This window comes from Pseudobdellovibrionaceae bacterium, assembly GCA_019637875.1.
Lineage (GTDB): Bacteria > Bdellovibrionota > Bdellovibrionia > Bdellovibrionales > Bdellovibrionaceae > JAHBUW01.
This window is the reverse complement of record JAHBUW010000014.1, coordinates 42,495-57,436: the sequence shown is the minus strand read 5'-3', so window position 1 is coordinate 57,436 and position 14,942 is coordinate 42,495. Positions and strand designations below refer to the sequence as shown.

Below are 14,942 nucleotides of genomic sequence, written 5' to 3'. Positions count from 1 at the left end.
GGGGATTATTTAAAACAGAGAGAAACGAGAAAAGGGGATCTCGGTGTCATTTGCGCATTTGCATGTTCATTCGGAATACTCGCTGCTGGAGGCCTCCGCGCGGGTGAAAGCGATCGCGAAGAAGGCGGCCGAGTACGGTATGCCCGCGTGCGCGCTGACCGATAACGGCAACATGTACGGCGCGATCGAGTTCTACTTCGCGTGCAAAGACAAGAACGTAAAGCCGATCCTGGGACTCGATGCCTATCTTGCGCCGAACAACAATCGCCACCAACGGGGCGGCGACCGCAACGAAATCCGTCGCGATCCCACGCGGCTGGTGCTGCTGGCGAAAAATCACAACGGCTACCGCAATCTGTGCCGGATCTCGACGTTGGGGTTCACGGAAGGTTTCTACTACAAGCCCCGCATCGACGACGAGCTGCTCACGAAATACGGCGAGGATCTGATCATCCTCTCGGGTGGCTCCAAGGGCGATATCGTGCAGACCTTCCGCGATTTCGGTCCGGATAAAGCACGCGAACGCGTCGACTTCTACCAGAAGACCTTCGGCGAAAATTTTTATCTTGAGCTGAACCGCACGGGGCTTCCGGACTGGAAGAAGACCGAGGACTTCCTGCGCGAGATCGCGAACGATCGCGGGATCCCGCTCGTCGCCGCGAACGACGTCCACTACCTGAATCAAGACGATCAGATGTCTCAGGAAGTCCTGCTCTGTATCGGGAACAACCAATCGCTGCAGGACGAGTCGCGCGTGCGTTTGGGGTCGGAGCAGTTTTATCTCAAAAAGCCCGAACAGATGCGCGAACTCTTCAAGGACATTCCCGAGGCGTGCGACAATACGCTGAAGATCGCGGAACTCGTCGACATCAAGTTCAAACTCAAAGACGACAAAGGTAAACCGATCTACCACTTGCCGAGCTTCCCGACGGAAGACGGCCTCACCATCGCGCAGACCATCGAGAAGCAAAGCTTCGAAGGTCTGGAGCTGCGGATTCAGGAGATGGTCGAGCGCGGGGAAAGTTTCTCGGATGAGGACCGCGAAGCCTACGTTTCGCGACTGAAGTACGAGCTGGGCGTCATCGACCGCATGGGCTTCAACGGTTACTTCATGATCGTCTCGGACTTCATCAAGTGGGCGAAGGGGCACGACATTCCGGTCGGTCCCGGTCGGGGCTCGGGGGCGGGTTCACTCGTCGCCTTCGTGCTGTCGATCACGGATCTGAACCCCATGCCTTACAAACTTCTGTTCGAGCGGTTCTTGAACCCCGAGCGGATCTCCATGCCCGACTTCGATATCGATTTCTGCCAGGATCGTCGCGGGGAAGTGATCGATTATGTCACGCAGAAGTACGGTGCACCTTCGGTCTCGCAGATCATCACCTACGGAAAACTGCAGACGCGCGCGGCGATCCGCGACGTTGCCCGCGTTCTGGGGATGAGCTTCGCGGATTCCGATCAGGTCTCCAAACTCGTTCCCGATAAGCTCAATATCACCATCGAAGAAGCGCTCCAGATGGAGCCGCGCCTGAACGAGATGATGGATCTGAATCCGCAGGTCGCGACGCTGATCGACCTCGCCCGCCGGGTCGAAGGGATGGTTCGTCACGCGGGAATCCACGCCGCCGGCGTCGTCATCGCCGACGGCGAGCTCGTCAGTCATGCGCCGCTCAGTCGCGGGGCGAACGGCGAAAGCGTGCTTCAGTACGACATGAAGCACTCCGAGAAGATCGGACTGATCAAGTTCGACTTCTTGGGACTGAAGACCCTCACGCACATCCACCGTGCGCTGAAGCTCATCAAAGACAATAAAGGTAAAGAGATCGCGACCCAGGATATTTCGCTGAACGATCCCGGGATTTACGAGCTCATGGCGAAAGGCGATACCGCGGGGATCTTCCAGTTCGAAGGTGAGGGCATCACCGATGCCATCCGCAAGATCAAACCGACGAACTTCTTCGACATCACCGCGATCAACGCCCTTTACCGTCCGGGCCCGATGGCGATGATTCCCGAGTACGCGAAACGGAAAAACGGCGAATCGCCGGTGGAATACCTGTTCGACGAGCTGAAGGACTCTTTGGAAGAGACCTACGGAATTATCGTCTACCAAGAGCAGGTCATGGGGATCGCTTCGCGGATCGCGGGCTACTCGCTCGGTGAAGCGGATATGCTCCGTCGCGCGATGGGGAAAAAGATCAAAGAAGAGATGGATCAGCACCGCGTGCGCTTCTTGAAAGGCGCGACGGAAAAAGGCTTCGATCCGAAGAAATCCGACGAGCTCTTCGACCTCATGTACAAGTTCGCGGATTACGGTTTCAACAAATCGCACGCGGCCGCTTACTGCGTCGTCGCCGCCCAGACCGCGTACTTGAAACACTACTATCCGGCAGAGTTCTACGCGGCCCTGCTGTCCACGGAGATGGGCGACACCGAAAAGGTCGTCAAGTACGTGAAGGATGCGCAGAAGCACGGGCTGGAAGTCCGCCCCCCGCACGTGAATCATTCGGATCTGCTTTTCGCCGTCCGCGGCGAGGATATCTATTTCGGTCTGGGGGCGATCAAAGGCCTCGGCGAAAGCGCGATCCAAGGAGTCGTCGAGGCTCGCCAGAAGTTGCCGGGACAGAAGTTCGAATCGCTGGAGCAGTTTTTCGAGTCCGTCGACAGCAAAAAAATGAACAAGAAGTCGGTCGAGTGCCTGATCAAGTCCGGCGCACTGGATGACTTCGGCGCCCACCGTGCGCAGCTTTTGGCGGGTTATCAGAAGTTCTTGGACCGCGCCGAGGGATCGCGCCGGGACCGCGAAATCGGTCAGGTTTCGCTTTTCGATCTGTCCGAGGAAGAGAGCGGCAAGGTCGAACTCGAGGACGTGAAGTTGTGGTCGCGGACCGCCTCTTTGACCTACGAAAAAGAAGTTTTGGGTTTTTATCTGAGCGATCACCCGTTGAAGGGTTTCGAAAAGTTATCACGCCTGTGGACGACCGGAACCGTCGCCGAACTCCCGGAGATCTTCGCCGAGCATGAGCGCGCGGTGATCAAGGACAATCCGCCGAAGTACGATCATCGCAATCGGGATGCGGGAAAAAAACGCGTCGTGGTCGCCGGACTGATTTCCGAGATGCGGGAACTCATCACGAAAAAGGGAACGCGGATGGCGTTCGCGAAACTTGAAGATCTGACCGGGGCGGCCGAGCTGGTCATCTTTCCGGATTTTTTCGCCAAGAATGAGCAGATCCTAAAAGAAGATAAGCCGGTTTTGGTGGGCGGTTTCTTGGAGGTTGAAAACAACCAGGCCAAGATCATCGCCGATTCGGTCTTGAAACTCGAAGACTCCATGAAACGCGTGCGGCGATTGGTCTTCGATATGGGCCAGGTGCCCGAGGACGCGTATCCGGCGCTCGCGGGGATTTTGAACGAGAATACCGGAGAGACTCCCGTCGAATTCCGCATTCATTTGGCCGAGATGGGGCGTACGGTGAAACTGGAATCGGAAAGCCATCGCGGGGTCATCGTGTCACCGCAGCTCTTCGAACAGATCCACACTTCGATCGGTCGCACGGACTTTATCGATTTGAATTAGTATGAGCGAGCGGTAACATAAGCCTTGCGAAGGGCTTTGGCGTTTGGAGGAGCTTTGACTTCACATCTCGGACGGATCTTGGGTGCGCTACTGGTTTTCGGTTCACTGTATGCGGGTGGCGCGACCATCGAACGTAGCGTGGACGTCACCACGAAAGAGAAAAACCCCGCGACCGCGCGGCGGGTTCTGTTGGATCAGGCACAAACGCAGGCGATCGAAGATCTCGTGCGGGAAACCCTGGGGCCCGAGCGTTTTCAAAAAAATCGCGCGGCGATCCAAAGCAAGGTCCTGCGCCTGTCTTCGCGTTTGATTCCATTCTCGAAAGCCGGAAATCTTGAAACCACCGCCGACGGTCACAAAATGTCGGTGCAGGTGCGGATCAACGTCGACGACCTCGACCAGCTGCTGATCAATCAGGGCCTGTATTTCGAATCCGACGTTCCGCCGGTGATTTTGCCGCTCGTGGCGTGGATCGATAAAACCGATTCCGAGCAGTTCGCGTGGTGGACGACAAATCCGAACCAGGGCCTGGCAAACTGGAGCGCGGAGTTCGAACAAGTGTCGCGCCGGGAGTTTTTGAAAGAGGGGTTCTTCATCCTCGCGCCCCAGCAGTTCCGTTTCCAAGAGGCCTATACGGAGGGCGGATTTAAGCTCGGGGTTTCGGATATCCAAAAGCTGAGCGCCCAACGCCAAAGCCAAGTTGTCATTCTGGGCGAGGTGCAAATCATCGCCGGCGGAGCGACGGGACGCGAATTGGAATTGAAGCTGCATACGCTGCACGTTCCGCGCAACCGTGTGCTCGGCCAAGTCGGACGCCGAGTCCCACTCGAGAAAAACGCCAAAGTCGGGATCGTCTCCAATCGCCTGCGCGACGTCTTTGAGACGGTCGCGAAAGATCTTGCGAACCAGACGATCGAGGCGTGGCAGCGGGGCGCGATTCAGTCGAATAACTACAGGATTACGGTGGCGGGATCTCTCAGCCCGGCGCAGATTGAAGCCTTCCGGGATGGCTTTCGGACGAAGGTCCGTGAGGTCAAGACGTTGCGTGAGCGATTGATCAATTCGACCTCAACCACCTTCGAAATGGATTCACCCGTCGCTCCGAAAGATCTGGCCCAAAGGGTGTCGGAGATCCCCGTCGGCAGTGGTAAGATGGTGCTGAAAGACGTGTTGGCGGACGAACTTCGCTATCAATTCGCGCAGTAGGGGTGACTTTTGAAACATAACGGCTGGTCCTCTTTGATTCTCGTGAGCTGCGCCGTCTTACTTCTGAGTGGCTGTGCCACTCGTGAACCCGTAACGCTTCAGAAGCGGGTCAGTGAACAAGACATGATGTCGACCAAAGCGAACGGTTCACCGCGCAAGCGGCTGATGATCCTGCCGTTCTTGGACGACAAAGGGCTGCGGTCGCAAGAGTTCAACGATCGCGCGCGCACGGAGTTCATCCGTGAGCTGAACCGCACGGGCGATTTGATCGTGGTCGACACCAAAGATTTGAAGTCCGAGTGGACCTCGAAACTTGCGGGCGGCGAATACAATCTGACCGAGATCGCCAAGTCCGCACAGTCGCTGGGCGCAAATGCCGTCTTGGAAGGGAAGCTCATGTCGCTGAAGGTGCAGCGCCAAGCCGATCCCGTCGGCGTTTTCCGTCAATTGAAGACGAAATTTGAAGCCGTGGTCCGGGTGCGGGTGTCCGCGGCCCGCACGGGCAAAGAGCTCTTCAACACCGTGAAAACGGTGACGCTCGAAGAGGCGAACTACCGCGTGGCCGAAAAGGTCGAATCCGACCGTTTCTTCGCGAACAATCCCGAGCTCGTCGAAAAACTCGTGACCGAAGCCTTCCTGGATTTCACGCCGCAGATCAACGGCGCGCTCGATAAAATGAGCTGGGAAGGGCGCATCGCGCTCGTGAACGGGGATCGCATTTTCCTGAATGTGGGGCAGATTTCGGGCCTGCAGATCGGCGATCTTTTGAAAGTTTCGGAAGACGGCGATGAGATTTACGATCCCCAAAGCGGAAATTTCATTGGAAAAGTTGCCGGGCGCATGAAGGGGACTCTTGAAGTCGTCAGTTACTTCGGCCAGGATGGCGCGATTGCGGTCGTCCACTCGGGCGCGGGGTTTCGTGAAAACGACAAGGTTGAACTTTACTACTGATTGGCGCGGTCTCACCGACTATCCCGCCGCGCTTGAAATTCAGCGTGCGAGTTGGGAGCGTCGCCGCGCGGGCTCCCCCTGGCGGATTGAAATTCCCTCGGACGATCTTCTGCTCGGTTTCGAACATCCCTCCGTCATCACCCTCGGCAGTCGTGGCTCCCTCGTGGCGGATATTTCGCCGGAGGCCGCGGGGTCTGACATCCCCGTCATCCCCACGGACCGGGGCGGGCAGGCGACGCTTCATTCTCCGGGACAACTGGTGATTTATCCGATCTTCGATCTGCGCGCGCGCGGACTCGGCGTCCGCGAATTCGTTGAGGCCATACAGGAGGCGACCCGCCTTCTGCTTTTGGACTACGGCGTGACAAGCCGTCCGGCGGAGGGCGCGGGGCTCGTCACGGAACGCGGTAAAATCGCCTTTATCGGCCTGAGGATTGAGCGCGGGATCACCCGCCATGGGGTGAGCCTCAACGTCACGAACGACCTCTCGCTCTTCTCCACGATTCGCAGCTGCGGGGTGCGGGGAGCCGCCCTGGATCGGCTCTCCGATTACGGGGCCGAGTTGCCCTCCCTCCAGCTTCTTTTTGAGGCTTGGTCGGGCCACTTTGCCCACATTTTAGCCAATAATTTAGCGGATCACTCCCTCGCGGAAATGCCTCACAAACCCCTTGAGGTCCCCGAGACCTCTTGCTAAGTTGGCCCCTCTCGATTCGTCTCTTGGCGCAGTTGGTAGCGCGTCTCCTTGACATGGAGAAGGTCACTGGTTCGAGTCCAGTAGAGACGACCATCTTCCTAGATGGTCTGATGAAGCAGAGACGACCATCTTCCTAGATGGTCCGACGAACAACGACGGCCCTTCATTTTTGATATTTACCGGTAGTTCTCGCAGAAACTTTTCGTCGCGCTTTGAATGTTCGCGAGGAAGTCCTTGTGCCCCGGACGTAAAACCGCCCAGTAGCGTGCGCCGCCTTGATAGTTGTCTCCGACCTTGTCGCTCAGAACCCCGTCACGGCTGACGTAGCGAACCAACAGCTTCACGCCGCAGCTCAAGTTGCGAAACGGGTTGTGCAGTTGATTCACGTGCACGATCCCGCATTGTTTTTCGACGCTCCCGATGCTCATTTGCAGAAGACCGCGGCTGACCACTTGACGCCCGTATTGATCTTTAAAATTCTCGGTATGTTCCGTTTCCGGTTTAAAACCCGATTCGTAGCGGGTCATTGCGCTCACGAGTTGCACCCAAAAATTCAGGCGGTCCTTGCGAGCCATGGTCGTGTACTCGGGACAGAAATCCTTAAGGTCACGGGGGGTGAGGTCCGCCGGCGAGGGCAGGGTCTGACGAAGCTCGTTGTAGGTATGGAGCGTCCACTGCCGGGCCTCGGGTCCGCGCTTTTCCCAAGCCGCCGGCTTGACGTCGGGATTTTCGGCGTAGTGGATCGGCATTTCGCCTTTCGGTGCGGGCAGACAACCCGTCACGATCGCCGCGCTGGCAAGGACGATCGTTTGAATGAAAGTGCGAGCAAATGGGCTCACGCCGGGCCTCCAACGGTCCCGAAAACTCCAAGTTTCGTGCCGCGGGAGAACGCCTCGGAAGGCGAGCTGGGAGAGGACTCCGTGAAGGATTTTCCGGAGTGTTCGGACAATCGACGGCGGCGGGTTACACCTTGCCGTCGAAACCCATGACTTTCAGGGTGTTGCGGCCGGATTCGAAACCGGCTTTTTCCAGCGCGCGCCAGCCCGCCAGAACCACGCGGTCCCCGAGGACGAACTGCAGGCCGTAGTTGTCGATGTAGTACACGAGCTTGAAGCTCAGGAAGGATTCGTTCGTCTCGGTGACCAGGCAGAGCGGCTCGGGGTACTTGCGCACTTCGGGAATGGCCTCCAGGCTTTGCACGAGCGCTTTCTTCGCGCGGTCCGAGTCGACTCCGTAAGGAAGGCGGAACATCTGGCTGCGGATAAAGGGCATGTCTCCGGCCTGGAAATTCGCGATCTGCGCCCCCGCCATGGTCCGATTGGGAAGCACGATCACTTCCTCGGTGAAACCGATGAGCGTCGTCGAGCGCCAGCTGATCTCTTTCACTTGGCCGACCGTCTTACCGGACGAGTGGTAGACCTCGAGCCAATCGCCGATTTCGAAATTGTGATCGACCTGCAGGGCGATGCCCGCGAACAAATTGCCAAGCGTATCCTGCAGCGCCAGACCCAAAATGATCGAAAACGCGGCCGAGGTCGCGAGCAGCGGCGCCAGCTGTAAATTGAAAACCTGGGAGGCGCCCCAGAGCGTCAGGACGATCGACAACACGAGCGTCACGATGTTCACGATCAACAGCGGGACTCCCGCGCGCATCGAGCCCAAGAAAAGGTACTGCAGGATGATCATGCGGCTGGCTTTGATGAAAACCAGGCCGCCCCAGAAAAACGTCATGATCGCGACGTAGGGCACGAGCTTTTGAATCTGCATTCCCAAAAACCAATTCGAGTGCAGAAGTATGTACAACGAGAAGAGAAGCCCCAACGTGAGGTAGTGCTTCAAAAGATTCGCGAATTGCCCGCGCAAACTTTGGTGCCGTTCTTCCGAAAGGCCGCGCAAAAATCCTTTGTAGAAGCCCCAGGCCAAAAACACGAGGGCCGAGAGCAGAAAGAAGGGCTCGAATCCCAGCAGCAATTCCAGGCTTTGCGTTTGGATCCAGGCGGTGGGTGTCGGAGAAGGGACGGGGACGGGATCCATCAGATGACCTCGGAAAGAATGACCGCCAAGCGGTAGAGCGAAACGTTGATGTCTTCTTGGTTGATTTCTTTTTCTTCTTGGCTGCGCCAACTATGGAACGCTTTGCTTTCGCGCCAGTTGAGCGAGAACACCACATTTCCCCGCGGCGGGGTCCCGTGGGGCGTCACGAAGGGCAGGAACTTGCCTTCGACATACGAAACGCCGATCGAAGAGCTTTGCAAGGTCATGACACCTTCGGAAATATCTTTGGCGGTCATCTCGATCGCGCGAATTTTTTGCGCGCGCAGATCTTGAAGAGAATTGCGATAGTTGGTGTCTTGAAAAATTCCGAGCAGCTCTTCACCGCGGCGATTCAGGTCCGCATTGATTCTCCCGGGCTCGGATTTCATGACCTGGGCCAGCTGGACCAGGCTCTCAAAAAAATCCTTCGCGCCACCCGCGGCGGATGAAGAGTTCGATGTCATGTCCCATTCTCGCAAAACGAGGCGTCACGCGTACAGTCAACCGCGATGGAACCGGACCAAGGATGGGGACTAGATGCGCCTTCAATCCTCGTCTCAAGAGGACGCGATGACTGTCCGATAACGGAACTATGAAGAAGTTTTTTCGGCGTTGTTTGCTCAACATCTTGGCGGTGACTTTCACCTGGGTTCAGGTCGCTTCGGCCTATCCTCAAGACGACGTTCCCGCTCTGAAAAACTTCCTGCAACGTTCGGGATGGTCGAAAGGCGACGTGAAGTTGCGCGACATCTACGAGATGACCAAGTCCGAGCTGCCGCTCGCGTTTCGCTTCGAAATCGAGCGGATGCTCGAGCAAAATCCGAACTTGAAACTGCCGAAACTCGAAGTGCGTATGATCAAGAACGGCCGTTTTGAAGACGTGCAGCTGATCGCGCAAAAGGGACGACAGAGCGCCACCGCGACATTGAGTTTCCGTGGTGACCAGGTCGCGAGCCTGACCTACCCCTCGGGTGGCAAAGACATCCATAAGAAATTCGCGATGGCGGACATTTACAGTCCCGTACGTATGGTGGCCGAGGCCTATGGTCCAGGCGTCGGCGTCGCCGACCGGATTCAGTTCACGCGTTTTCTTTACAGCAATGAACTGGCGCTGCTGCGTCCCCAAGACCGCTTGAACTATTCGGAGCAAGTCCGTGAGGCTTTGCGTCTGGCCGAGCGCGCGCAGAACGGGATGAACGGTCGCAAGTCTCCCGCGAAGAAATCGAAAGCGCCCTCGAAAACATCGATGTTGTGGACAAGCGCGGTGAGTGAAGCCCACGCTTCGAATCAACCCACCGGCTCTTGCCTTTCTTTGGGTTGGATCGGCGCTTACGAAAACGGAGTTTGCGTCCCCCCGGCCGCGGCCAAAGACGCGGTCAAATGTCCCGGCACTTACGTTTGCGCCAAGGATCTGTACGGGGCGAATGCCGAATGCGGAATCCATAAATTCGAACCCGGCCAGCTCAACAGCACCGCGGAAAGCTGCAACATGCGTAACCAGAAGAACGTCTATGACTTCTTCCTGGGAATTAAGTCGAAAGACGATTTCGACAAAAGAATGCAGGAGTTGTCGCTGAAAATTAATGAGATCCGTCTGCTTTGCAAGGAACCCAAAAACGAGCAGATCAACGAGTGCCAAGAACTCGAAAAACGGATGAAAGTCCTGATGGAGACCAACTGCGAAACGCTCGCCAAGATGCGCGACACCTACACGGATTTGACCTGTACGGCCAGCGCACCCGCGATCGCACGCAACGATCAAACTCCCGGCACGACGACCAACGGCAGCCTCGGTAAGGCGACGCCGGCCGCGGATACTCCGGTGGAGTTGCCCGTGCCCGATAAGTCCCTCGACGATGGCGGCGGCCGCGACGGAGGCGATCAGTACCACGACGGCAACACGACCGTCGTTTATAAAGACTCGGCTCCCGCACCCGCACCGGCCTCGGACGTGAAAAGTGGCGTTCAGTGCGAAGGTTTGCCGCTGCGTGAAGCGGCGCTGGATTGCGCCGGCGGATCGGTCGCTTCGATCACCTGTAACTCGCAAGGTGAAGTGCGGACGCACTACTACTGCGTTTGCGGCGGTGGTTTACGTTCGAAGTATTCAAGCTCGGCGAAACCGATCGGTTGCGAAGCCGATCGCCCCGCCGACACCGGAAGTCTGGTCGACAAATACAAAAGCCGCGATCGCGAACGTCGTGAGCGGACACGCCGCGAGCGCCCGCAGAAATCCTGGTGGGAACAAAACGGCGGTATGCAAGGCATGCTGGGCGGTCTGATGACCGTCGGCGTGGGTTTCCTGGCCTACTATGCGCAACAACAGCAAATGAAACAGCAGTGGTCGGCTTACTATCAAATGTACCAACCGCAACAGCTGCGAATTGCGCCCCCGCCGACCGGCCCCGTGATCTTGCCCGGAACGACGACGACCATTCCCGGGACGACGATCCCGGTGATGCCTGGGACACGCTAAGGAAGGCTCTCGTATGGATATGGAAATCGAAATCAACCGCCCCGAGAGTCATCCAGTGAAGGACCCCGTGCCGACGGGACCCCGTCGTCCGCGTTTGCGCTTAGATGAGGTCGTTCCCCATCGCAACTGGAACTTCGTACAGGATTCGCCGCCCGTCGCGTTTCACCGCGGTTCGAGCTCGCGCGGCCCGCGTTGGATTTTGCTGGCGTGGTCGGCTTTCGCGGCCGTCGTGGATCTTTTGATCTGCTTTTCGCTGACGTGCTTTTTCGCTTATCTTTTCGTCTTCGTTTCGGGGGTTTCGTTTAGCGCCGTCTCCCGTTTCATTCAGCACCAATTCCTTTGGGGCTTCGCGGGATGCGTCCTGCTGGTCTTCACTTGTTATCTGCTGACGTTTCGCGTGTTCGCGGGATGCACGATCGGGGAGTGGGCCTGCGGTATTCGTTTAGGTGAGGCCCGCCAGCGCATCGCGAACGACTACTCTTTGCGCGTGATTCAAAGATTCTTTCTGGTCACGGTCACGGGCATCGTCACTTTGCCCATCCTGTCGCTGATCGTCGGCGAAGACATGGCCGGCCGCCTTTCGGGTTTGCCACTCGTGCAACAGCACTTCAGATAACCGTCTATCGTGTCCACTTCGAGACCCACTCACCGTGGTGGGTCTGCGGGAATTGATCGACCAACGCAAGCGATTCGCAGCGAAAGCCTTGGCGCGTGAGTTCGAAGCTGTCCTGCAGAAAGCTCTGCTGAAAACAGGACACCGAAACGATCTTGGTCACCGCGTCGGGTACTTCAAAGAAAAGCGCCCCCGCCCCCGAGCGCGGAGGATCGACGATCCAGGTCTGGCTTTCCTGTTCGAAGCGTTGGCTCGCTTTACGCGTGAGTTCTTCGAAGACCCCCACCTTATGAAAGTCCATCCGTTCGATACGCAGTTGCGTAAGCCCTGCGGCCTCTTGGGTGCGGCGCAATCCCATGAGTGCGAATTCGTCGTGATCGAGCGCCCAGACCTCGCGCGCGTGGGGGAGGGCGGGCAGGCTCAGATTCCCCGAGCCGGCGCCCCAATCCAAAACCACATTTTCGTTCGCGAAGTGCCGGGCCACGGCGCCGACGAGCATTTGGTTGATGGCATCCCCGGCTTGCGAGAAGTCCGCGATCCGGGACCAGAGTTGCAAGGGGCGTCCGTCGGACCACGTCCGCGTCCAGGTTTCGAAATGTGGATCCTTCGCCAGGCGTAAACGTCCATCCGTTTCGTCGACGTAAAGATGTTTGCGGCGTTGCCCGATTTCGACGACCGCCATCTCGAGAAGTTGGCGCAGAAGGACGCCGTCCTCGATCAGCTCTTTGACGTCCTCGTTCGGAAGGTCCAGCCAAACGCCGCGACGTCCTTCGGGCGAGACCCGCAAACGAATCGTGGCCTTTTTGAACGCGAACTCCCGCGCGCGAAAATCCGTGAGCCAGGAGGCCAGACGGGGCGACAACTGCAGGCAACTCTCGAGATCGACGACCTCATCCCGATTGCGATCAAAAAGCCCGAAGCGCCCGTCCTGCCAGCGAAAGTCCAAACGGTCGCGCAGGCCCCGGTCCGCAAGGCTGAACACTTCGATTTCGGGGCAGAGTCCAAGACCGATCGAGTCCCATTCTTGACGGAGGCCATCGGTTTTGTGGTTGATCTGCGCGCTGAGCGGAATGCCCCAGTACGAACACCCCGAACAACGAGACTGGTAATCGCAAATGGAGGTCGGGGAGGGGGAATCGGCGTGCATGGAGGACGGAATTTGCCGTTCTTGCGGGCACCCGTCAATACACCCTGAAATAAAAAAGGGCGGGGATTTGAACCCCCGCCCCGGCGCTTGAATCAGCTCGAACTGGTTTTAGTTCAAAGAGACTTCTTGTCCCTGGAACAGAACCTTCCGACTGTTACAATTGTATTGAATTTCGTACTTCTGGCCCGCACCGTCGATCCACCACATCGTGCCCGTCTTGTAATACGTGCAGTTCGAGGGTGCGCCGTAAGCGTACTCCAGGCCATTGGATCCGATTTCCCACGCGACGTTGTAGTTTTCCTCGTCCTCGTGGCTGAAATTGCCTTCCAGCGCGATGAAACCCGAGAAGGCGACTTTGCCCGAGACCCATTTGTTGTTCGCATCGTCCGGGGTCCACACGGTCTGGTAATTCGATCGCCACTTTCCTTCGAAAGGGAAACCTTTTACTTCGCCCGCGAAGCCCGCCGAAAATTCTGATTTGAAAACATACGAGTTACCGACCACACGCGAGTCGTAGAAGCCCTGGTGCGAGTAGGTATTCGTATAGGGGAATGTCGGATTCTCGTACTTGCCCTTGTAATCGATCTCGTAGCGATAGCCGCCTTCCATATAGCGTTTATCTTTGTCGTTGAGATCGATGATGGTGAACTTTCCTTGCGCCGAATACACGTAGCCACCCTGGACGGTGATATCCGTGCAGTCGTACTCACGCGTGAACTCCAAGGGGATGCCGTCGCCGTCATCGTCCTTGGGATTCGCCGGAGATTTCGAAGCGCAATCCTTGAAAGGATCCTCCTCTTCCGCGGCCACCGATTGGAAGCTGGTTCCTTGCATGCCGAGTTGAGTGAGGTTGGGAGCACTATCCGGTTTCATTTCAAGGTTGATCCCTTGATTGCCGGCCAAGAAAATCGCCGCGGCGGCACCCGCCGAAGCGGCCTTCATGGATCCCCCCGCGCCCGACAGGGAGTCATCCCCACCGCAGCTCGAAAGGCTCAAGGCGCCCGCGCCCACGAGCACGAGGCTCGTGGAGAGAGTCAGAAATTGGCGAGAGATCTTCATGATCTTCCCCTTTCCTTAGAACGTGTAGGTGAGGGCCGCTTGCGACAGGACCTGGTTCCCGTTGATGTTTCCGTTCGCCGCCGCCATGACCGAACCGTCGATCACGAATTCTTGGTACTTGATGCCAACGCCCGCCGCAACGCGAGTCGCGTTCGCCAGGGTGTCGGTATCCGCGGTCGCTGCCGAGATTTGATCTTTCGCGTTCGAGATGAACAAGGGTTGCGACACCGACACGCGAGTCACGAGCCAGCTCGAAGTCTGGTGTTCCAGACCCAAGAACAGGGGCAGGCGCAGGATCGAGCGATTCGCCGAAGCGATTTTACCGCTAACGATGTCCAGACCCGCTCCGTAATAGATGTCCGCGCGATCGGTTTTCAGCGAACGATTCGCCGCCGAGAGCGAAATCAGGGCTTCGCTTCCGCTTTCCGAGGCGGGAGCCACATCCGCTTTCGTCATCGCGTAAGCGAGCGAAGCGTTGTAGTACCATGCGCCCGAAGCTTTTTCGTAGCCGAGACCCAGAACGGTCGTCGACATTTTGTTCGAAGCCGCTTCCGCGTTCCCCAACAGGTCGAGCGAAACATAGTATTCCGAATCTTCAGCTTGTTGGCCGAAGCGGATACCGACGGTGGTTTCTTTTTCGGAGGTCGATTTTTTATCCGAGTTCGACAAATCCAGGACGACGCCCCAGTCATTTTTTCCGTACATCAACGAAACGGGGTTCTGTTGCGCCAGGAAAGTTCCGCCCAGAGCGTAGCCGCTCGCGCGGTAAGCGTTCTGGAAGGGGCTCATGTGGCCCAAATAAGCACCGTACTTCACGTCGCCGTCATTGCGCAGGAATCCACCTTCCGCTTTGGTGCCGGTGGTGCCTTGAGCGCCGGCTTCGAAGGTCAGGTACTGACCCAGCGAATGCATGTGCGCGGGATTCAAAAAGACCGTCTGGGTGTCTTTCAGGAAGGTTGCGCCTTGAAGGCTGTCCAGGCGCGCTTTCGATGCGAAAGCTTGGGGGACGATCAATGTCAGGGCCGCTGCGAGTACAAGATGCTTCACTAGATCTCCTTATCGAGTCGTTGGTGTTGGACGGACAAATTCCAAAACCAGAATCGGTATTGATCAAGTAAAAATCCCGATGCGGCGTGAGAGAACGCAAGTGATCCCCATGATTTGGGGGTGTATTTTGAAGAGAAG

The 14,942-nt window shown here is 57.4% G+C and carries 12 protein-coding genes and 1 tRNA gene; 7 read left to right on the top strand and 6 right to left on the bottom strand.

Annotation, left to right across the window (positions count from 1 at the left end; genetic code table 11):
- Positions 1-43: 43 nt before the first annotated feature.
- The 5 genes from dnaE (at position 44) to KF767_16100 (ending at position 6,524) form a co-directional block, all read left to right on the top strand.
- Positions 44-3,580, top strand: a complete 3,537-nt coding sequence (gene dnaE, locus KF767_16120; protein ID MBX3019413.1) for a DNA polymerase III subunit alpha — start codon at positions 44-46, stop codon at positions 3,578-3,580.
- Positions 3,581-3,634: 54 nt separating this feature from the next.
- Entirely contained in the window at positions 3,635-4,786 is a 1,152-nt protein-coding gene (locus tag KF767_16115) for a hypothetical protein (GenBank protein MBX3019412.1), read from the top strand.
- A 9-nt stretch (positions 4,787-4,795) separates the two neighbouring features.
- On the top strand, positions 4,796-5,737 hold the full coding sequence (locus tag KF767_16110) for a hypothetical protein (protein ID MBX3019411.1): 942 nt from the start codon (positions 4,796-4,798) through the stop codon (positions 5,735-5,737).
- Entirely contained in the window at positions 5,721-6,431 is a 711-nt protein-coding gene (gene lipB, locus KF767_16105; GenBank protein ID MBX3019410.1) for a lipoyl(octanoyl) transferase LipB, read from the top strand. Before KF767_16110 ends, lipB begins: the two co-directional genes overlap by 17 nt.
- Positions 6,432-6,448: 17 nt before the next feature.
- A tRNA-Val gene (locus KF767_16100) sits at positions 6,449-6,524 on the top strand.
- 83 nt (positions 6,525-6,607) lie between these two features.
- Here the strand turns inward: KF767_16100 and KF767_16095 are convergent.
- The 3 genes from KF767_16095 to KF767_16085 form a co-directional block, all read right to left on the bottom strand.
- Entirely contained in the window at positions 6,608-7,270 is a 663-nt protein-coding gene (locus KF767_16095; GenBank protein ID MBX3019409.1) for a transglycosylase SLT domain-containing protein, read from the bottom strand.
- A 124-nt stretch (positions 7,271-7,394) separates the two neighbouring features.
- Positions 7,395-8,465, bottom strand: coding sequence for a mechanosensitive ion channel family protein (locus KF767_16090; GenBank protein MBX3019408.1), 1,071 nt, complete (start codon positions 8,463-8,465; stop codon positions 7,395-7,397).
- On the bottom strand, positions 8,465-8,929 hold the full coding sequence (locus tag KF767_16085) for a hypothetical protein (GenBank protein MBX3019407.1): 465 nt from the start codon (positions 8,927-8,929) through the stop codon (positions 8,465-8,467). The genes KF767_16090 and KF767_16085 overlap by 1 nt, the downstream gene beginning before the upstream one ends.
- Positions 8,930-9,057: 128 nt before the next feature.
- On the opposite strand from KF767_16085, the gene KF767_16080 reads away from it, so the two are divergent.
- Together KF767_16080 and KF767_16075 are read left to right on the top strand one after the other, a co-directional pair.
- Positions 9,058-10,938: a hypothetical protein gene (locus KF767_16080; protein MBX3019406.1), complete on the top strand. Its 1,881-nt coding sequence runs from the start codon at positions 9,058-9,060 to the stop codon at positions 10,936-10,938.
- Positions 10,939-10,951: 13 nt separating this feature from the next.
- The gene (locus KF767_16075; GenBank protein MBX3019405.1) at positions 10,952-11,554 is read left to right on the top strand and encodes an RDD family protein; all 603 of its coding nucleotides are present in this window, start codon (positions 10,952-10,954) and stop codon (positions 11,552-11,554) included.
- A gap of 4 nt (positions 11,555-11,558) precedes the next feature.
- On the opposite strand, the gene KF767_16070 is transcribed toward KF767_16075, so the two are convergent.
- From KF767_16070 to KF767_16060, 3 genes are all read right to left on the bottom strand, one after another.
- Positions 11,559-12,698, bottom strand: a complete 1,140-nt coding sequence (locus tag KF767_16070) for a hypothetical protein (GenBank protein MBX3019404.1) — start codon at positions 12,696-12,698, stop codon at positions 11,559-11,561.
- A 108-nt stretch (positions 12,699-12,806) separates the two neighbouring features.
- A complete protein-coding gene (locus KF767_16065) occupies positions 12,807-13,757 on the bottom strand; it encodes a hypothetical protein (GenBank protein ID MBX3019403.1) in 951 nt (316 codons plus the stop codon).
- Positions 13,758-13,772: 15 nt separating this feature from the next.
- Positions 13,773-14,804 (bottom strand): hypothetical protein, encoded by a 1,032-nt coding sequence (locus tag KF767_16060; protein ID MBX3019402.1) that lies wholly within the window; start codon positions 14,802-14,804, stop codon positions 13,773-13,775.
- Positions 14,805-14,942: the final 138 nt, after the last annotated feature.

Bases quoted from the DNA above. Each gene is read 5' to 3' on its own strand.
- KF767_16080 (MBX3019406.1), top strand. From the start codon at position 9,058: ATGAAGAAGTTTTTTCGGCGTTGTTTGCTCAACATCTTGGCGGTGACT.
- KF767_16085 (MBX3019407.1), bottom strand. From the start codon at position 8,929: ATGACATCGAACTCTTCATCCGCCGCGGGTGGCGCGAAGGATTTTTTT.
- KF767_16070 (MBX3019404.1), bottom strand. From the start codon at position 12,698: ATGCACGCCGATTCCCCCTCCCCGACCTCCATTTGCGATTACCAGTCT.
- KF767_16065 (MBX3019403.1), bottom strand. From the start codon at position 13,757: ATGAAGATCTCTCGCCAATTTCTGACTCTCTCCACGAGCCTCGTGCTC.
- KF767_16075 (MBX3019405.1), top strand. From the start codon at position 10,952: ATGGATATGGAAATCGAAATCAACCGCCCCGAGAGTCATCCAGTGAAG.
- KF767_16090 (MBX3019408.1), bottom strand. From the start codon at position 8,465: ATGGATCCCGTCCCCGTCCCTTCTCCGACACCCACCGCCTGGATCCAA.